The organism is Streptomyces hydrogenans (assembly GCF_014656075.1).
Taxonomy (GTDB): domain Bacteria; phylum Actinomycetota; class Actinomycetes; order Streptomycetales; family Streptomycetaceae; genus Streptomyces; species Streptomyces hydrogenans.
In genome coordinates this window covers 31,012-48,830 of sequence record NZ_BNBS01000062.1, presented here as the reverse complement: position 1 = coordinate 48,830, position 17,819 = coordinate 31,012, and the positions used below count along the sequence as shown (strand labels likewise).

Sequence of the window (17,819 nt, the reverse complement as noted above, 5' to 3'; positions counted from 1 at the left end):
CCAGGGCGCCGCCCTCCGGGCCGTCGGCGTCGCCGGAGCCCGGGGCGTCCTCGCCGCGCGCGGCGGCCAGCAGCTCGGCGATGGTGGTCAGCCCGCCCAGCTCGCCCCGGACCGCCCGGCCCAGGGTCTGCACCGCGTCCGCCTCCCGGGCCCGCGACCGGCAGTGGAAGCCGAGCTCGCAGGCGGTCAGGCAGTCCGGCGCGTACGCGTGGGGCACCGCCTCCACGGCCGCCGACAGCTCCTCGGCCGAGCGGCCCTCCAGGTCGAAGCTCAGCCCCTCCGGCAGGGCCTCGGCGATCTCCTCGATCCGGGTCAGCCGCTCCAGCTGCCGCCGGGTGACCGCCCGCTGCCGGCGCACGTCCACCGCGGAGGCGGTCGGCAGGTTCGAGAAGTCCTTCGGGCAGACCAGCAGCACCGTGTGGCCGACCTCGGCGCCCTCGGTGAGCGCCGCCACCCGCTCCAGCGCCAGCACGTACACGGCCGCCTGCCGGGCCGCCGCGCCCACCTTCGCCGCGTCCGCCGCGCCGTCCACCATCGGGAAGGACTTGATCTCCACGACCGTCCACCGCCCGGTCGGGTCCACCACCACGGCGTCCGGCTCCAGGTGCACGGGCGAGCCCGCCACCTCCAGGGTCAGCAGCGGATGGTCGAGCAGCGTCCACCCGTCGCCCGCGGTCGCCTCGCGCAGCGCGAGCGCCGTCCGCGCGGTCCGCCCCTCGGGCCCGGACGCCGACAGATCGGGTATGGCGACGGTCCCGGGGTCCTCGACGCCGAGGAGCCGCAGCAGCTCGCGCCCGCCGTCCGCCTTCACCTTCGCCTCGAAGCTGTTGCCCCGCACGATCGCGAACTGCGACTGGCCGAACGGCGCCGGCGAACCGAGCCGCGAGGCCAGCGCCCCCTTGTCCACCCCGGCGCCGTCCAGCAGCGCGCGGCGCCTGCACCCCGGGTTCGCCGCCAGCGCGGCCAGCGCCCCGGCGTCCAGCGGGCGCGGCGGGACGGCCGGGCCGCGCAGCTCGGCGAGTCTCTCCCGCGTCCTGCGGCGGCTCGCCGGGGTCGGCACGGGGTCCGTCGTCTGCGGCGGCCGTGACCCGCCGTCGTCCAGGGATGCGCTCACCCGCGGAAGTCTCCCATCCGCCACTGACAGCGCGGGCGCGTTCCGGCCGGGGGACACCGGGAGTTCGCGCCGGGGACACCTGCGCGATGATGGGAGGGGACCCTCCGGCGGGGCACCCGGCGGAGGGGGCGTCCGGCGGAAGGACCCCGTTCCCCCGTACCCGCGCAATCTCTGGAGAGCCCCGCCCATGGCACCGCGCATCCTGCTCGCCCGACACGGCCAGACCGAGTGGTCGCTCCTCGGACGGCACACCGGCAGGACCGACATCCCGCTGCTCGACGAGGGCCGTCGTGGCGCCGAGCTGCTCGGCGAGCGCCTGCACCGGGGCCCCTGGCAGGGGCTGCCCGGCGTCGAGGTGCGCACCAGCCCGCTGGCGCGCGCGAGCGAGACCTGCGACCTGGCCGGCTTCGGCGCCCGCGCCGAGCCCTGGGACGCCCTGATGGAGTGGGACTACGGCGCCTACGAGGGCCTCACCCCGGCCCAGATCCAGGAGCTGCGCCCCGGCTGGCTGATCTGGCGCGACGCCGTCCCGGAGGGCGAGTCGCTGGAGCAGCTGTCGGCGCGCGCCGACGAGGTGGTGGAGTGGGCCCGCTCGGCCGACCGTGACGTGCTGGTCTTCGCCCACGGGCACATCCTCCGCTCCATCGGCGCCCGTTGGCTCGGCGAGCACGTCTCGTTCGCCGCCCGCATCCGCCTCGACCCGACGAGCCTGTCGGTCCTGGGCTGGGCCTACGGGGCGCCGGCGATCGAGCGGTGGAACGACACGGGGCACCTGGAGGGCTGAGCCGGGTCCGCGCTCAGGCCCCCGTCAGGATCAGCCGCGTCTCGGTCAGCAGCCCCCGGATGCGGGCCGACGCGATCCCGTCGAGCGAGTCCTCCACCCGCCGCGCCTCGGCCTCGGCCTCGTCGCGGCGGCCGGCCCGGGCGAGGTTGCCGGCGAGCTGGGCGCGGTAGAGGGCGAGGTTGCGGGCGAAGCGGGGGTGCTGGAGGACGGTGGCCCGGTAGGAGTGGCGGGCGGCGCGGGTCCAGTCGCCGAGCGCGGCCCAGCAGTGCGCCTCCAGGGCCTCCAGTTCGGGCTCGCCGAAGAAGGACATCCACTCGGGGTCCTGGTCGGCGTGGCCGTGGCCGAAGTGTTCGTGGGCGCGGCCGAGGCACTCCTCGGCGGAGGAGCGGTCGCCGAGTCCGGCCCAGGCGGCGGCCTCGCGCAGGGAGAGCAGGGCGAGCAGCCGGGGGGAGCCGAGCGGTTCGGCGGCCCGCAGTCCGGCCTGGGCGGCGCGGGCGGCCTCGCGGTAGCGGCCGGTGTCGCGGGCGAGGAAGGACGTGTTGCAGAAGGCGTGCGCCTCCAGGGCCGCGTTCCCGGAGACCCGGGCGGTGGCGAGGGCCTCGGCGTAGTGCGAGCGGGCGTCCTCGTGGCGGCCGGAGTCGTGGGCGAGCCAGCCGACGGAGAGGGACAGTTCGCCGGCGCCGGCGAGCAGCCGGTCCTCGGTGGCGCGGCGGGCCGCGGTGCCCCGGTCGAGCAGGGCGTAGGCGGTCCGCAGCGGCTGGGCGGCGACCCTGTAGAGCCCGTCGGCGCCGTGCCGGTCGTCGAGCAGGCGGATCTCCCGCACGGCGTCCTCGACGGCGATGACCTCGGCCTCGCCGATGCGGTGGGGGCCGCGGGGGCTGGGGATCGCGGCGGCGGTGGAGCCGATTCCCCAGGAGGCGGCCGCCAGGGTGGCGGTTCCGCTCGTCATGAATGCGCGACGCAGCACGTCGCTCTCCTCATCGTTCCGGGTCGGGAGGGCGGGGGGCCCCGAGGCCCCGGCCGGGGCGGCCTGCCGTCGGCCGCGTACCGCCTCCCGCGCAGAGAAACCCAGGTCGGCAAGGGTCAGCCCGGGGAACATGTGCAGGAAGACCCGCTCGTACGCGTAGTTCGGGCAGCGGATCTCGCCCGCCTCCACGCGCCCGATGTAGCGGGCGTCGCACGCGACCTGTTCGCCGATCTCCCGTGCCGCCCGGCGGACCACGGCGGCGAACTCCGCCGGGGAGTGCTGTCCGCGGAGCCGCCGGAAGGCGAGATTGGGAACTGCCCGTGACAGGGACATGGCCGAGCCCTCTCCTGGTGCTGCCGGGTGTTCCGGCGGCATGAACGTACCTGCTGTGACCGGATGCCTACGCTGAGTTTGGCTACAAATCGGATATCTCGCCTGCGATCTGCCATGAACTGCCATCCTTTGCGGCGGCGTGCCGCCGTAGCCGTTGACGCGCACGGGCGTTGAACCGTATGGGAGAGACGGAACGTGTCTCCTCTGGGAAGCGAGGAGGGGTCCATGTCCGAGAACGCCGCGCCTTTCGAGACGACCGTGACGACCGTGCCGACGCCGACGACCGCGACGACCGTGCCGGCCGCCGGGACCACCGGCACCCCGGGCCGCGCCGGGGCCGACGAGCCCTGTGACCTGGTGACCGTGCCCGCCCGGCAGGGACTGGAGGCCGTCGACATCCTCCGCCGCCGGGGCGTCCCCGCCGTCGGCCCCGTCCTCCACGACGGCGCCTGCGACACCCTCGGCTTCCTCGTCCCGCCCGGCACCGCCGCCGCCTGGGACCTCCCCGGCAGCGCCTGCACCCGCACCTCCGGCCGCGGACTGCGCCTCCCCGAGCTCCCCGAACTGCCCGAGCCGGCCGGCGACGCCCCCCGCCCGGCCGGCTGGCTGCTGCCCCCCGGCGACACCGACCCCGTCACCGACCCCGCCGTGCTGCGCCGCGCCCTCGGCGAGGCGGCCCGCCTCATCGAGGCGGCCGACGGCTGTCACTGACCACACCCTCCCGGTCCCGCCGATAATGGACGGATGGCCAGGAACAAGCAGCGCGAGCGGGCGGCGGACGTCGTCTCCGAGACCGTCGACGGCGGGCTCGCCGAACTGATACCCGACCGCGACCGCCCCCGTGCCTGGACGCTGCTCCTCGACGGCGCCCCGCAGTCCCACGTGGACCTCGACGACCCCACCGCGCTCACCTTCGAGTACCAGCGGCGGCTCGGCCACGTCGCCGACCTCGCCGCCCCGCCCGGCCGCCCCCTCCAGGCCGTGCACCTCGGCGGCGGCGCCCTCACCCTGGCCCGGTACGTCGCCGCGACCCGGCCCCGCTCCACCCAGCAGGTCGTCGAGATCGACGAACCCCTGGTCCGCCTCGTCCGCCGCGAGCTGCCGCTCGACCCCGGCGCCCGGATCCGGGTCCGCGCCGTCGACGCCCGCGCCGGCCTCGCCAAGGTCCCGGACGGCTGGGCCGACCTGATCATCGCGGACGTCTTCCGCGGCGCCCGCACCCCCGCGCACCTCACCAGCACCGAGTTCCTGGACGAGGTCCGGCGCGCGCTGCGGCCCGGCGGCACGTACGCCGCCAACCTCGCCGACGGCCCGCCGCTCGCCCATCTCCGCGGCCAGATCGCCACCGCCGCCGCCGTCTTCCCCGAGCTGGCCCTGATCGCCGATCCGACCGTGCTGCGCGGCCGCCGCTTCGGCAACGCGGTCCTGGTCGCCTCCGGCCGCGAGCTGCCCGTCGCCGACCTGACCCGCCGGGTCGCCACCGACCCCCACCCCGGCCGGGTCGAACACGGGCGCTCGCTGGCCGACTTCACCGGCGGCGCCGGCAGGGTCACCGACGCGACCGCGAAGGAATCGCCCGCGCCCCCGCCGTCCGCCTTCCGCTGACCGGCCGGGTCAGACCGCCCGTTCCTCGATCTGCACCCGGGGCGCCGAGTCGTGCCACAGACAGAAGACGGACACCTCGCGGCCGTCGCGGGTGAAGGTGACCCGGATCCAGGTCGGCTGCTTCCACACCTGCATCTGCCACCCGGAGGCCGGGCTCGCCGAGACCAGCTCGGCGGAGGTCTCGCCCAGGTCGAAGGTCACCCGGCCGCCGTCCGACGGGTAGCTCCGTACCGAGGAGCCGCCCGGCGCCGGCGCGGTGGTGGTCGGGGCCGGGGTGGCGGTGGTCGGGGCGGCCGGCCGGCTGGACGGCGGGGCGGCCGCCTTCGGCGCGGACGACGACGGCGACGGGGGAGCGGCGGCCGGCGGCGTGGTCGACGGGCGGCGGGTCGAGGACGTCACGGGGTCGCCGATGGTGGTCTCGGCCGGCACCAGGTCCGCCGGCGAACCGGCCGGGAGCGGCAGGGCGCGCGGCGGGTCGTAGACCGTGCCGGACAGCACCGTGTGCACTCCCCACCAGGAGAGCGTGACCGCCGCGCCGGTGGCGAGCGACCAGGCCAGGGCGTGAACGAGTCCTCTTCGCATCCCGCACATAGTGCACCACGCCCGGCCGGCGCGTACCGGGAGGTGCGCCGTGACCGACGGCCCCCCGACGTGACCGGGGGATCCCCCGAATGGCGTACGGTGCGGGCCATGGCAAGTGTGCTCGTGGTCGAGGACGACCAGTTCGTGCGCTCCGCCCTCATCCGGCAGCTGACGGAAGCCTCCTACACGGTACGGAGCGTCGGCACGGCCCTGGAGGCGCTGCGCGAGGTCGCCCATTTCCGCTTCGACGTGGTCGTCCTGGACCTCGGTCTGCCCGATCTGGACGGGTCCGAGGCGCTGAAGATGCTGCGCGGCATCACCGACGTACCGGTGATCATCGCGACCGCCCGGGACGACGAGGCGGAGATCGTCCGGCTGCTGCACGCCGGCGCCGACGACTACCTCGTCAAACCCTTCTCCGTCGAACACCTCACCGCCCGGATGGCCGCCGTGCTGCGCCGGGCCCGGTCGGTGTCCGGGGAGCCCGCGCCGACCACGGAGATCCGGGTCGGCGGCCTCGCCATCGACCCGCTGCGCCGCCAGGCCGAACTGGACGGCGTCCCGCTCGACCTGACCCGCCGGGAGTTCGACCTCCTCGCCTTCCTGGCCGGCCGGCCCGGGGTGGTCGTCCCGCGCAAGGAACTGCTCGCCGAGGTCTGGCAGCAGGCGTACGGCGACGACCAGACCATCGACGTCCACCTGTCGTGGCTGCGCCGGAAGCTGGGCGAGACCGCCGCCCGGCCCCGCTACCTCCACACCCTGCGCGGCGTCGGCGTGAAGCTGGAACCGCCCCGGGAGCACCGGCCGTGAGGTGGGCGCTGGTCAAGGTGTCGCTGGCCGTCACCGCCATGGTCGTCATCGCCTTCGCCGTGCCGCTCGGCCTCGTCGTCAAGGAGATGGCCCGCGACCGGGCCTTCTCCAACGCCGAGCGGCGCGGCGCCGGGCTCGCCCCGGTCCTCGCGATCACCACCGACCGGACGGAGCTGGAGAAGGCCGTCGCCACCACCGAGGACGGCGCCGCCGGCCGGCTCGCCGTGCACGTCCCGCCCGCCGTGCCCGACGGGCAGGCCCTGGAGATCGGCACCCGCCGGGCCGGCGCCGACGAGCTGGCGGCCACCCGCACCCTCGGCCGGGCGTCCATCGCCGAGGTCCCCGGCGGCTACGCCCTGCTCCAGCCGACCGCGATCAGCTCCGGCCAGGTCGCCGTCGTCGAACTCTTCGTCCCCGAGGGAGAGGTCACCAACGGCGTCGCCACCGCCTGGCTGGTCCTCGCCGGGGTCGGCGTCGCCCTGATCGTCGGCTCCCTCGCCGTCGCCGACCGGCTCGGCGTCCGCATGGTCCGCCCCGCGCAGCGGCTCGCCGGCGCCGCCCACGAGCTGGGCGAGGGCCGGCTCGGCGTCCGGGTCGCGGAGGAGGGTCCGCCCGAACTCAAGTCGGCGGCCGTCGCCTTCAACTCGATGGCCGACCAGGTCGTCCAGCTCCTCGCCAACGAACGGGAGCTGGCCGCCGACCTCTCGCACCGGCTGCGCACCCCGCTCACCGTGCTCCGCCTCAACGCCGCCTCGCTCGGCTCGGGGCCCGCCGCCGACCAGACCCGGGCCGCCGTCGAGCAGCTGGAGCGCGAGGTCGACACCATCATCCGCACGGCCCGCGAGGCCAAGCCGCAGACCACCCCGCCGACCGGTCCCGGCGCGGGCTGCGACGTCGCCGAAGTGGTGCGCGAGCGGATGGAGTTCTGGTCCGCGCTCGCCGAGGACGAGGGGCGCCTCGTCCGCCTCGCCGGGGTCGAGCGGCCGGTGCGCATCCCGGTGGCGCGCCCCGAACTCGTCGCCGCCCTCGACGCGCTGCTCGGCAACGTCTTCCGGCACACGCCGGAGGGCACCGCCTTCTCCGTCGACGTCCACAACGGCGACGACGCCGTCATCGTCCTGGTCTCGGACGCGGGACCCGGCATCGCCGACCCGGACGCCGCGCTCACCCGCGGCAACAGCGGCACCCGGGCGGGCTCCACCGGGCTCGGCCTCGACATCGCGCGCCGGATGGCCGAGACCACCGGCGGCGACGTGCGGATCGGCCGCTCGGTCCTCGGCGGCACCGAGGTACGCATCTGGATCGGGCTCGGCGGGCACCGTCCCGGCGGCTCCGAGGGCCGCCGATCGCACCGTCCGGCCCGCCGCCGCAAGGCGTCCCGGCGCTGAACCTTTGCCGGTGGTGATGGCTTCCTTAAGCGGAGCCTAAGGATCCCAACCTCCTTCCGTCATAAGGCATTTGTCCGAATCCCTGGCGCTAGCGTGCTTCCGCACCCTCACACCCCCCGCACCACGGAGGCAGCACGCATGGGCAGCAACGGGCACCGGCGCAGGACGAGCGGCCGTACGAAGGCGGTCGGCGCGGTCGTCGCCGCGGCGATCACCGGCGGCACGGTCTTCCTGCTCACCGGGACCGCCCAGGCGACCGGCGTCGGAGCCGCCTACACCCGGACCTCCTCCTGGACCGGCGGCTACACCGGCCAGTACGTGATCACCAACGAGACCTCCGCCGCCCGGTCCGACTGGACGCTGGAGTTCGACCTGCCCGCGGGGACCACGCTCGGCTCCCTGTGGAACGGCGACCACACCGTCTCGGGCCGGCACGTCACCGTGAAGCCCGCGAGCTGGAACCGGCAGCTCGCCCCCGGCCAGTCCGTCACCGTCGGTTTCGTGACCTCGGCGGCCGGACAGGCCGGGGACCCGGCCGGCTGCCTCATCGACAAGGCCGCCTGCTCGGCCGGCGGTCCCGCCCCCACCCCCAGCGGCCGCCCCACCGAGCAGCCCACCGCGACGGCGACGTCCACCGCCACCGCGAGCCCGAAGCCCACGGCGACCGCCACCACGCCCCCGAAGCCGACCCCCACGGCCACGGCGACCGCCACCACACCCCCGAAGCCCACCCCGACCCCGACCCCGACGCCCACCCCCACCGGGACCCCCGCCACCGCCGCCCGGTACGCCCCCTACGTCGACACCTCGCTCTACCCCGCGTACGACCTGCTCGCCACCGCCGACGCCACCGGCGTGAAGGAGTTCAACCTCGCCTTCATCACCTCCGGCGGCTCCTGCGCCCCGCTCTGGGGCGGGGTCACCGACCTCGCGTCCGACCGGGTCGCCGCCCAGATCGGCGCCCTGCGCGCCAAGGGCGGCGACGTGCGGGTCTCCTTCGGCGGGGCCGCCGGCCACGAGCTGGCGCTGAACTGCGCGAGCGCCGCCGACCTGGCGAAGGCGTACGGCAAGGTGGTCGACCAGTACCGGCTGACCAAGGTCGACTTCGACGTGGAGGGCGCCGCCCTCCCCGACACGGCCGCCAACACCCGCCGCTCCCAGGCGATCGCCCAGCTCCAGAAGTCCCACCCCGGCCTGAACGTCTCCTTCACCCTGCCGGTGATGCCCGAGGGCCTCACCCAGCCGGGGGTGAGCCTGCTCGCCGACGCGAAGAGGAACGGCGTCCGGATCGACGCGGTCAACATCATGGCGATGGACTACGGTCCCGCCTACAGCGCCGACATGGGCACGTACGCGATCCAGGCGGCGACCGCGACCCAGGCCCAGCTCAAGGGCGTGCTCGGCCTCTCCGACGCGGCCGCCTGGAAGGCCGTCGCCGTCACCCCCATGATCGGCGTGAACGACGTCACCACCGAGGTCTTCAAGGTCGACGACGCCACCCAGCTGGTCGACTTCGCGAAGTCGAAGGGGCTGGGCTGGCTGTCGATGTGGTCCTCGACCCGCGACAAGCAGTGCCCGGACGGCGCCGTGAACCGCGCCGACGCCACCTGCTCCTCGATCCTCCAGCAGCCGCTGGCCTTCACGAAGGCGTTCGCCGCCTACCGGTAGGCCCCCTCAGCCACTCCTCGCCCCCCACAGCGCGTGCCCCGGCCGAAGACACCCCACCCTCGGCCGGGGCACGCCCCTGTGTGCCGCGCGGCGGCTCAGACGCGGGAGGCCCGCCACTCCTGGGCGTAGTCGTCGAAGATGCCCCGCAGGTGGTGGCCGATCTTCAGGTAGTCGAGGTCGTCCAGGTTGGCGAGCGAGACCCGGACCGACCACTCGGGGCCGTCGAAGCCGCCGCCGTTGAGAAGGACGACCCCGGTCTGCTCGGCGAGCCGGAACAGCGGGTCGACGGGCTCGTAGTTCTTCTCCAGGAAGTCGGCGAAGTCCCTGCCGTGGACCCGTTCGGCCTCGGCGAGGAGGTCCAGCTCGATGTAGTAGCCGGCCCGCTTGTCGTCCTCGGCGATCTTCATCTGGGCGCCTTCGAGGAGCAGGTCGAGCCGTTGGCCCACGATGGCCCGCAGCCGCTCCTTGTACGCCTGCCCCTCGGGGAGCATGTCGAAGAGCGAGAACAGCGTCATCACGACCTGCTGCGGCAGCGAGAGCCCGGCCGTGTGGTTGAGGGCGACCTGCCGGGAGTCCGCGACCAGCCGGTCGATGAACTTGATCTTCCCGGGCTCCAGGGTGAGCGTCCCGTACCGCTTGTCCAGGCGCTCCTTCTCGGCCGCGGGCAGCTCCGCGATCATCCGGTCGATGACGTTGTCGTCGTTGAGGCCGATGACGCCGAGCCGCCAGCCGGTGGCGCCGTAGTGCTTCGAGTACGAGTACACGAGCAGGGTGTTCTGCGGGAGGTCGGCGGCGACCGAGCGGAAGCCGGGCACGAAGGTGCCGTAGACGTCGTCGGTGACGATCACCAGGTTCGGGTTCTTCTCGGCGACGATCTGCTTGAGCTGGTTCGCGACCCGCTGGCTCAGTGCCAGGGACGGCGGGTTGGAGGGGTTGACCAGGCAGAGCAGCTTGACCGACGGGTCCTCCAGCTTGGCCACCTCCTCCTCCGGGTAGCGCCACTCGCGGACGCCGGTCTCGGCGAAGAGCGAGGCGTTGACGTGCACGACGTCGAACTCGTAGGTGTCGAGCTCGGGGATCTCGATGTACGGCGTGAAGACCGGCACCATCAGGGCGATCCGGTCGCCCTTCTTCAGGATCCCGTTCTTCATCAGGGAGTCGAAGACGTAGCACATGGCGGCGGTGCCGCCCTCGGTGGCGAAGTAGGAGACGTTCCCGGCGGGCGGCCGACGGTCGAACATCTCGTCGTCGACGTAGCCGCGGACGACCTGCTCGGCGTGGGTGAGGATTCGGTCCGGCACCGGGTAGTTGTCGCCGATGGAGCTGTCGGTCAGCTCGTGGACGAAGGCGTCCTTGTCGAAGCCGAAGCGCTCGACGGCGTACGCGACCGACTTCTGGAGCAGTTCGATGCCGGGCAGGTCGGGGTGCTGCCGCACGAAGGTGTCGAAGCGGGCGCCGGAGCCCTGGAGCTCGGGCATCCCGCCGAGGTCGTCGGCGGTCCACACCCGGCGGGACTCGGCGAGCGCGAAGTAGCCGAGGGCGTGGAACGCCTCGCGGGGGCTGGTGGCGATCCAGTTCGGGTTGCCGCGGCCCGCGTTGAGCATCTGGACCGACGACTTGCCCTTCTGGCCCGGCTGGTCGGCCTGGACCGCCCGGGCCAGGGTGATGAACTTGTCCTTCAGCTCGAACGGCGACAGCTGGGCGAAGGACTTGATCTCCTCGCGGGTGAACGTGGTCTTGGGCATGGCGTGTCCTTCGGTCGGTCAGTGGTTGAGGATGACGATCACGGCGCCCCAGATGGTCAGCAGCACGTTGCCCACCGCGTAGGGGATCGTGTAACCGAGCGTGGGGATCTGGGACTTGGACTGTTCGTTGATCGCGCCGATCGCCGCGGTCGTGGTCTGGCCGCCGGCGAGCACGCCCATCAGGATCGGGAAGCGGATCTTCTGCACGTAGTGGCCGACGAGGAAGCCGACGATCAGCGGGATCAGGGTGGCGACCGCGCCCCACAGCAGCAGCCCCCAGCCGGCCGTGGACAGGCCGCTGGTGAAGCTCGGCCCGGCGTTGATGCCGACGACGGCGACGAAGGCGCACAGCCCGAAGGTGTCCATGAACCACTGGGCGCCCGGCGGCACGTTGCCGTACGTCGGGTACTTGCCGCGGATCCAGCCGAAGACCAGGCCCATGATCAGCGCGCCGCCGGAGGTCGACAGTGAGATCGGCACGCCGGAGACGGTGAGCGCCGGGATGCCGATGCAGCCGCCGAGGAAGACGCCGAGGCCGACCCAGAGCATGTCGGTCGCGAAGGAGGTCGGCACGGGCTTGCCGATCGCCTTGCCCGCAGGGTCCACGAGCCGCTTCGGGCCGGTCAGGACCACCGTGTCGCCGCGCTCCAGCTTCGTGGAGAGCCGGTAGGGGAACTCGGAGCCGGAGCGGTAGATCTTGTCGATGTAGACGCCGACCATGAAGGGCTCGCGGCGCAGGTCGGCGACGGTCTTGCCGAGCTGCTCCTTGTTCGAGGCGACGACGTGCAGGGACTCGGTCTCGTAGCCGAGGAGTTCGACGTCGTCGGTCTCGGGTCCGATGTGGGTGCGGGCGTCGAAGTCGACGAGGGAGCCGCGCAGCGCGGAGACGGCGACGACGTCCCCCTCGCGGAGCACGGTGGCCTGGTCGTGGTCGAGGACCGTGCCGTCGCGCCGCACCCGGGTGAGGTAGATGCGGTGGCCGAGCGCCTTCTGCTGGTTCTCGAAGTCGTCGATCGTGCGGCCGACGAGGTCGGGGCGCCGGATCGTGTACGCGCGCAGCACGACCTCGTAGTAGCCCTCGGCGAGGTCGGGGTTGTCGCCGGGGGCGTCCAGCTCCTTGGCGAGCTGCGCGGACTCGGTGGCCAGGTCCCGCTTGTAGAGCCGGGGGAGGACGTTGGCGAGGAGGATGGCGCAGAGGATGGTGCCGAGCGGGTAGGTGACCGCGTACCCGATGGCGACCAGGTTCTCCTCGGTCTTCATCTGGTCGGCGGACAGGCCCGGGAGGTTGCCGATGGCGTCCTGGGCGACGCCGATGACGGCGGACTGGGTGAGCGCGCCGCCGAGCAGGCCGGCGGAGAGGCCGGGGCCGTACCCCAGCATCACGGCGAAGCCCCAGGAGACCAGCAGGCCGGTGACGCAGACGATGATCGCGTTGGCGACCTGCGGCAGGCCGTCCTTCTTGAGGCCCCGGAAGAACTGGGGGCCGACCTTGTAGCCGAGGGCGAAGAGGAAGAGGGTGAAGAACAGGTTCTTCACCGTCGCGTCGATGGTGATCTTGAACTGGGCGCCGAGCAGCAGTCCCGCGACCAGGCAGCCGGTGACGGCGCCGAGCGCGATCGCCCGGTAGCGCAGCTTCCCGAAGAGGAAGCCGAGGGCGACGGTGATGAAGACCAGCAGTTCGGGATGGGGCTGGAAGATGTTCCGGTTGAGGAAGTCGATCATGGGTGCGGCGTCGCCTCTCAGGCTCCGAGGATGCCGACCAGCAGCGGTCCGGTCAGCGGGAGCAGGAAGTTGGAGAGGGTGTAGGTGATCGTGTAGCCGAGCATCGGGACCGAGCTCTGCGCGACCTGGGTGACGGAGGTGATCGCCGGGGTCGAGCACTGCTGGCCCGCGATGGCGCCGATCAGCAGCGGTTTCTCGATCTTCAGCAGCTTGCGGCCGACGACCAGCGAGACCGTGGCCGGGACGAGGACCATGGCGATGCCCGCGAACGGCAGCAGCGCCCCGTACTCCTTGAGCAGCGGGCCCGCCTGCGGGCCGGAGACCAGGCCGGTGCAGGCGATGAAGATGGCCAGGCCCATGTCCTTGATGGTGGTCGCGGCCTGCGGAGGGAAGGCGCCGAAGGTCTGGGTCCGGGAGCGGAACCAGCCGAAGAGCAGTCCGGAGATGAGGCAGCCGCCGCCGGTGCCCAGCGACATCGGGACGTCGCCGAACTCGACGACGACCTGGCCGAGGAGCGAGCCGCAGGCGATGCCCAGGCCGAGGTAGATGAAGTCGGTGGAGTCGTTCTTGACGATGGCGCCGACCTTGGAGGCGAGCCGGCCGAGCGAGGCGCGGGCGCCCACCAGGGTGAGCACGTCACCGCGCTGGACGACGGTCTCGGGGGTGGCGGGCAGGTGCGACTCGTTGCGGAGCACGTCCGTCACGTAGACGCCGCCGGAGGCGATCTCCGGGTGCTCGGTGGTCAGCTGGTCCAGGGACTTGCCGGCCGCCGACCTGTCGGTGAGGGAGACCTGCTGGGTGGCGAGCGGGGTGTCGAGGCCCGGCACCGCCGGGGTCTCGGGGCCGATGAGCCGGCCCGCCTCGATGATGTTGGCCCGCCGGCCGACCGCGAGGACGAGGTCGGAGAGGGTCAGCTCGAAGTCGGGCGGGGGAGGGGTGAGGATCTCGCTGCCCCGCTTCACCGCCTCGACGGTCACCCGGTTGCCGAACTGCCGCTCCAGGTCCTGGACCTTCGCGCCGTCGGCGAGGGTGACGAGGAAGGTGCGGCCGACCATGCCGGGCAGCGCCTCGCGCTCGTCGGACTCCAGGGCGCCGCCGGAGCCGCGCATCTTCTCCCACAGCTCGCGGGAGGCGTCGCGGAGGTTGATCCGCATCATCATCGGCATGATCTGGCTGGTGTAGATCACGATGGTGATGAGGCCGAAGAGGTAGCAGACCGTGTAGGCGGTGGCCACGTGGCCCTGGTACTGGGTGATCTGCTCCTGGGTCAGGTCGGAGAGCTTGCCGATGGCCTCGGTGGCGGTGCCGACCACCGCGGACTCGGTGGCAGCGCCGGCCAGGATGCCCGCGGCGGTGCCGACGTCCAGGTCGAACGCCTCGGCGAGCCCGAGGGCGATGCCGACGACGCAGACGACCTCGATGAGGCAGAGGGTGAAGTAGCGCAGGCTCTTCCTGTTGAGGTTGGCGAAGAACTGGGGCCCGGCGAGGTAGCCGAGCGAGAAGATGAAGAGCGCGAAGAAGATCGTCTTGACGTCGTCGGAGACGGTGACCTCGGCCCAGGCGCCCATGAGCAGCGAGACGATGAGCGTGCCGCAGATGCCGCCGAGCGTGATGGGTCCGACGCGGAGCTTGCCGAGGAGGTATCCCGCGGCGAGGCAGAGGAAGAGGGCGAGTTCGGGATGGTCGCGCAGGACTCCCATCCAGCCTCACCCCACCCACATGGGGGTCAAACTGTTTATAGCGGACATAAGGGGAAGCTAACAGCGGGGATCCCGTAGTGGATCACTGCCACGCCCGTCCGGGTGAACGCCCGCAGTGACCCCGTCACCCCTTCACCGCCCCCCGCATCACCCCTCCCACGATCTGCCGCCCGAACAGCGCGAGCACCACCAGCAGCGGCAGCGTCCCGAGCAGCGCCCCCGCCATCACCACCGAGGTGTCCGGCACATAGCCCCGGCCAAGACCGGTCAGCGCCACCTGGACCGTCGGGTTGCCCGTCTGGGTCAGTGCGAGCACCGGCCAGAAGAAGTCGTTCCACGCCGCCACGAACGACAGCATCCCCAGCACCGCCATCGCCGGCCGCGCCGCCGGCAGCACCAGGTGCCACACCACCCGCAGCGTCCCCGCCCCGTCCATCCGCGCCGCCTCCAGAAGCTCCGGCGGCAGCGCCCCCAGCAGGTGCTGGCGCATGTAGAACACCCCGAAGGCGGACACCAGCGAGGGCAGCACCACCGCCTGGAGCTGGTCGGTCCAGCCGAGCCGGGCGATCAGCAGGTAGAGCGGGACGACCCCGAGCTGCGGCGGCACCAGCATCGTCGCCCCCACCAGGAGCAGCAGCGGCGCCCGGAAGCGGAACCGCAGCCGGGCGAAGGCGAAACCGGCCAGCGTCGAGAAGGCCACCGTGCCGAGCGCCACCGACCCCGCGACCACCGCCGTGTTGGCCAGCGCCTCGCCCATCCCGCCCTCGCCCCAGGCCACCGACACGTTCCTCGGCAGGTTCCGGCCGAACCAGAACGGCGGCGGCGACTGGGCGAGCCGTCCGCTCGTCCGCGAGGCGGCCACCGCCGTCCACAGCAGCGGGAAGACCGACACCGCCGTGAACAGCGCGAGCAGCAGGTACGTCCCCCACCCGGCCCGCTCGTACGACTCCGCTCCCGGCCGCCCCGTCACCGCCGCACGCCCTTCCCGCGACCGAGCCGCACCAGCCCGAACACCACCACCAGGAGCAGCAGCATCGCCCAGGCGATCGCCGCCGCCCGCCCCAGGTGGAGGTTGACCCAGCCCTGCTCGTACAGGTACAGCCCCAGCGTCTGGTACTGGTGGTCCGCGCCGCCCGAGGCGCCCGCCCCGCTGCTGAACAGCAACGGCTCGCCGAAGAGCTGCACCGCCCCGATCGTCGACACGATCCCGGTGAAGGCCAGCGCCGGCCGCAGCCCCGGCAGCGTCACGTGCCAGAACCGCCGCCCCCGCGAGGCCCCGTCCAGCGCCGCCGCCTCGTACAGCTCCGGCGGGATCGTCTGCATCGCCGCCAGGTAGATCAGCGCGTTGTACCCCGTCCACCGCCAGATCACGATCGACGCCACCGCGAACTTCGACGCCCACGGACCGTTCTGCCAGTCCACCGGATCGAGCCCGATGAGACCGATCGCCCAGTTCACCATCCCCTGGTCGCGCCCGTAGAAGAGCGCGAAGACCAGCGTCGCCGCCGCCACCGACGTCGCGTACGGGGCCAGGGCCGCCACCCGGAAGAAGAGCCGCCCGCGCAGCCGCGCGTCCAGCAGGTGCGCCGCGCCCAGCGCGATCAGCAGCTGCGGGACGGTGGCGAGCAGCCCGATCAGCACCGTGTTCGCCAGCGCGTTCCAGAAGAACTCGTCGGTGAGCAGCCGCGCGTAGTTGTGCGCACCCACCCACTCCCGGGCCTCCGGCGCCGTCAGCTCCACCCGGAACAGCGAGGTCCACGCCGTCGCCACCAGCGGGAACAGCCCGAACGCCCCGAACAGCAGGAAGAACGGCGCCACCAGCGCGTACGGCGCCGCGCGCGACCGCAGCCGGCCGAGCCGGTCCCGGCGCGCCCCGCCCGCCGGAACCGCGGGCGCGAGCGCCCGCTCCACCACGTCCTCAGCCATCCCCAGCCACCCCGCTCACCGGTCCAGCGCGTTGTCGATCGCCTTCATCGCCGCCCGCCACGCCGAGTCCGGCGACCGCCCCGTCTGGTCGACCTGGAGCATCCCGGTGTCGGAGAGGATCGTGTTCACCAGCCCGTCCTTCGGCCCGACCGGCGCCACCGGCACCCCCATGGCGGCCGCCGAGTAGATCCGGCCGACCGGCGCGTCCCCGAAGTACGGGTGCCGGGCGTTCCGCACCTGCGGCAGGCCGAAGGCGGCCTCGGCGCTCGGGAAGCTGCCGCGCCGCTCGAAGAGGACCGCCTGCTGCTCCGGCGCGGTCAGCCAGGCCGCCAGCTCGGCCGCCTCCGCGACGTGCGTCCCGGCGGCCGGGACGACGAGGAAGGAGCCGCCCCAGTTGCCGGGCCGGGGCGCCGCGGCGATGTCCCACCTGCCCTCGCCGTCCGGGCCGCCCTTGTCCTGGATGTAGCCGAGCATCCACGCCGGGCAGGCGATCGAGGCGAAGCGGCCCTGCGCGAAGCCCTGGTCCCAGTCGGGGGTGAACTGCTGGAGCCGGGCGGTCAGTCCGTACCGGGCGAACTCCGCGCCGAGGTCCCAGGCGGCCCGCACGGCCGGGTTGGTCGCCACCACGAGGCGGCCCTCGGCGTCGTAGTAGCGCGGGTTCGCGCCCGAGATCACGGCGGCCATCACCCCGGACGCGGAGTCGGTGAACGCCACCCCCTCCGGCGCCCGCCCGGCGAACCGCCGCCCCGTCTCCAGGTACTTCCGCCAGTCCCCGGCCCACAGCCGCCCCACCTCCTCCCGGTCGGTCGGCAGCCCGGCGGCGGCGAAGTGGTCCTTGCGGTAGCAGACGGCCAGCGGCCCGATGTCGGTGCCGAGACCCAGGACCCGCCCGTCGTCCGTCCGCGCCTGCGCCCACTTCCAGGGCAGGAAGGCGCTCTCCTCCACCCCGGGCGCGTGGGCCAGGTCGACGAGCCGGCCCGCCTGGGTGTCGACGACCTCGGCGATGTTCCCGACCTCGACGGCCTGGATGTCGGCGAGGCCGGCGCCGGCGGTGAGGTGGGTGAGCAGCTGCGGGTAGTAGACGTCGGCGCGGGCCAGCGAGGTCTGCCGGATCGCCACGTCCGGGTGGAGCCGCATGTACGTGTCGTACAGCCCGGCCTCCTTGAGTCCGAAGGTGCCGTAGACGCCGACGGTGAGCGTGACCGGCCGGCCGGACCCGTCCACCTCCGAGCCGCCGCCCGGGGTCGCCGGCACCGGCGGGTCGGTGGCGCACCCGCCGAGCAGCGCCGCGACGAGCAGCAGCGCTCCGGCGAGCGGCAGGGCGCGGGCGCGCGGGCGCGCGCCGGTCCGCCGTCGTGGTCCGTTCCTCCGCCCCATGGCCCCGACCGTAGGCGGCGGCGCCGGGGCGTCCGGCGGGGCGGCGCCGGGGCCCGGGCCCGGGCCACCCGTTCGGCCCAGCGGCCGGGGGGCGTCGT

Annotated in this window: 15 protein-coding genes; 6 read left to right on the top strand and 9 right to left on the bottom strand. The window is 73.6% G+C overall.

What is annotated here, in order from left to right:
* Positions 1-1,114: hypothetical protein (locus IE321_RS24455; RefSeq protein WP_373316640.1), on the bottom strand; the 1,114-nt coding region annotated here is incomplete at its 3' end.
* A gap of 187 nt (positions 1,115-1,301) precedes the next feature.
* On the opposite strand from IE321_RS24455, the gene IE321_RS24450 reads away from it, so the two are divergent.
* A complete protein-coding gene (locus IE321_RS24450) occupies positions 1,302-1,898 on the top strand; it encodes a histidine phosphatase family protein (RefSeq protein ID WP_043229877.1) in 597 nt (198 codons plus the stop codon).
* Between the two features lie 13 nt (positions 1,899-1,911).
* Here the strand turns inward: IE321_RS24450 and IE321_RS24445 are convergent, their stop codons facing one another.
* Positions 1,912-3,198, bottom strand: a complete 1,287-nt coding sequence (locus tag IE321_RS24445) for an NsdA family TPR-like regulatory protein (protein ID WP_190224527.1) — start codon at positions 3,196-3,198, stop codon at positions 1,912-1,914.
* A 225-nt stretch (positions 3,199-3,423) separates the two neighbouring features.
* Between IE321_RS24445 and IE321_RS24440 the strand changes: the two genes are divergently transcribed.
* A complete protein-coding gene (locus IE321_RS24440; protein WP_190224526.1) occupies positions 3,424-3,909 on the top strand; it encodes a hypothetical protein in 486 nt (161 codons plus the stop codon).
* Between the two features lie 33 nt (positions 3,910-3,942).
* Positions 3,943-4,803, top strand: a complete 861-nt coding sequence (locus IE321_RS24435; protein WP_043229873.1) for a spermidine synthase — start codon at positions 3,943-3,945, stop codon at positions 4,801-4,803.
* A gap of 9 nt (positions 4,804-4,812) precedes the next feature.
* Here the strand turns inward: IE321_RS24435 and IE321_RS24430 are convergent, their stop codons facing one another.
* Positions 4,813-5,385, bottom strand: a complete 573-nt coding sequence (locus IE321_RS24430) for a hypothetical protein (protein WP_190224525.1) — start codon at positions 5,383-5,385, stop codon at positions 4,813-4,815.
* A gap of 108 nt (positions 5,386-5,493) precedes the next feature.
* Here IE321_RS24430 and IE321_RS24425 point away from each other — a divergent pair, with 108 nt between their 5' ends.
* The 3 genes from IE321_RS24425 to IE321_RS24415 all read left to right on the top strand — a co-directional run bounded on the left by IE321_RS24425 (position 5,494) and on the right by IE321_RS24415 (position 9,251).
* Positions 5,494-6,195, top strand: a complete 702-nt coding sequence (locus tag IE321_RS24425) for a response regulator transcription factor (protein WP_043229869.1) — start codon at positions 5,494-5,496, stop codon at positions 6,193-6,195.
* Positions 6,192-7,583 carry a HAMP domain-containing sensor histidine kinase gene (locus IE321_RS24420; RefSeq protein ID WP_190224524.1) on the top strand — a complete coding sequence of 464 codons (1,392 nt, stop codon included), beginning with the start codon at positions 6,192-6,194 and terminating at the stop codon, positions 7,581-7,583. Before IE321_RS24425 ends, IE321_RS24420 begins: the two co-directional genes overlap by 4 nt.
* Positions 7,584-7,721: 138 nt before the next feature.
* Positions 7,722-9,251 (top strand): cellulose binding domain-containing protein, encoded by a 1,530-nt coding sequence (locus tag IE321_RS24415; RefSeq protein WP_190224523.1) that lies wholly within the window; start codon positions 7,722-7,724, stop codon positions 9,249-9,251.
* Between the two features lie 95 nt (positions 9,252-9,346).
* Here IE321_RS24415 and IE321_RS24410 read toward each other — a convergent pair whose 3' ends face one another.
* The 6 genes from IE321_RS24410 to IE321_RS24385 all read right to left on the bottom strand — a co-directional run bounded on the left by IE321_RS24410 (position 9,347) and on the right by IE321_RS24385 (position 17,721).
* A complete protein-coding gene (locus IE321_RS24410) occupies positions 9,347-10,996 on the bottom strand; it encodes a bifunctional aspartate transaminase/aspartate 4-decarboxylase (RefSeq protein ID WP_190224522.1) in 1,650 nt (549 codons plus the stop codon).
* Between the two features lie 18 nt (positions 10,997-11,014).
* A complete protein-coding gene (gene aspT / locus IE321_RS24405; RefSeq protein WP_190224521.1) occupies positions 11,015-12,718 on the bottom strand; it encodes an aspartate-alanine antiporter in 1,704 nt (567 codons plus the stop codon).
* Between the two features lie 17 nt (positions 12,719-12,735).
* Positions 12,736-14,418, bottom strand: a complete 1,683-nt coding sequence (aspT, locus tag IE321_RS24400) for an aspartate-alanine antiporter (protein ID WP_190224520.1) — start codon at positions 14,416-14,418, stop codon at positions 12,736-12,738.
* A 124-nt stretch (positions 14,419-14,542) separates the two neighbouring features.
* Positions 14,543-15,460: a carbohydrate ABC transporter permease gene (locus IE321_RS24395; protein ID WP_370531553.1), complete on the bottom strand. Its 918-nt coding sequence runs from the start codon at positions 15,458-15,460 to the stop codon at positions 14,543-14,545.
* Positions 15,385-16,344 (bottom strand): carbohydrate ABC transporter permease, encoded by a 960-nt coding sequence (locus IE321_RS24390; RefSeq protein ID WP_190224519.1) that lies wholly within the window; start codon positions 16,342-16,344, stop codon positions 15,385-15,387. The genes IE321_RS24395 and IE321_RS24390 overlap by 76 nt, the downstream gene beginning before the upstream one ends.
* A 15-nt stretch (positions 16,345-16,359) precedes the next feature.
* Positions 16,360-17,721, bottom strand: a complete 1,362-nt coding sequence (locus tag IE321_RS24385) for an ABC transporter substrate-binding protein (protein WP_190224518.1) — start codon at positions 17,719-17,721, stop codon at positions 16,360-16,362.
* Positions 17,722-17,819 lie beyond the last annotated feature (98 nt).

What these genes read in the sequence shown, in the direction of transcription:
- aspT (WP_190224521.1), bottom strand. Translation starts at nt 12,718, where the DNA reads ATGATCGACTTCCTCAACCGGAACATCTTCCAGCCCCATCCCGAACTG.
- IE321_RS24435 (WP_043229873.1), top strand. Translation starts at nt 3,943, where the DNA reads ATGGCCAGGAACAAGCAGCGCGAGCGGGCGGCGGACGTCGTCTCCGAG.
- IE321_RS24445 (WP_190224527.1), bottom strand. Translation starts at nt 3,198, where the DNA reads ATGTCCCTGTCACGGGCAGTTCCCAATCTCGCCTTCCGGCGGCTCCGC.
- aspT (WP_190224520.1), bottom strand. Translation starts at nt 14,418, where the DNA reads ATGGGAGTCCTGCGCGACCATCCCGAACTCGCCCTCTTCCTCTGCCTC.
- IE321_RS24385 (WP_190224518.1), bottom strand. Translation starts at nt 17,721, where the DNA reads ATGGGGCGGAGGAACGGACCACGACGGCGGACCGGCGCGCGCCCGCGC.
- IE321_RS24410 (WP_190224522.1), bottom strand. Translation starts at nt 10,996, where the DNA reads ATGCCCAAGACCACGTTCACCCGCGAGGAGATCAAGTCCTTCGCCCAG.
- IE321_RS24450 (WP_043229877.1), top strand. Translation starts at nt 1,302, where the DNA reads ATGGCACCGCGCATCCTGCTCGCCCGACACGGCCAGACCGAGTGGTCG.
- IE321_RS24390 (WP_190224519.1), bottom strand. Translation starts at nt 16,344, where the DNA reads ATGGCTGAGGACGTGGTGGAGCGGGCGCTCGCGCCCGCGGTTCCGGCG.
- IE321_RS24430 (WP_190224525.1), bottom strand. Translation starts at nt 5,385, where the DNA reads ATGCGAAGAGGACTCGTTCACGCCCTGGCCTGGTCGCTCGCCACCGGC.
- IE321_RS24440 (WP_190224526.1), top strand. Translation starts at nt 3,424, where the DNA reads ATGTCCGAGAACGCCGCGCCTTTCGAGACGACCGTGACGACCGTGCCG.
- IE321_RS24425 (WP_043229869.1), top strand. Translation starts at nt 5,494, where the DNA reads ATGGCAAGTGTGCTCGTGGTCGAGGACGACCAGTTCGTGCGCTCCGCC.
- IE321_RS24415 (WP_190224523.1), top strand. Translation starts at nt 7,722, where the DNA reads ATGGGCAGCAACGGGCACCGGCGCAGGACGAGCGGCCGTACGAAGGCG.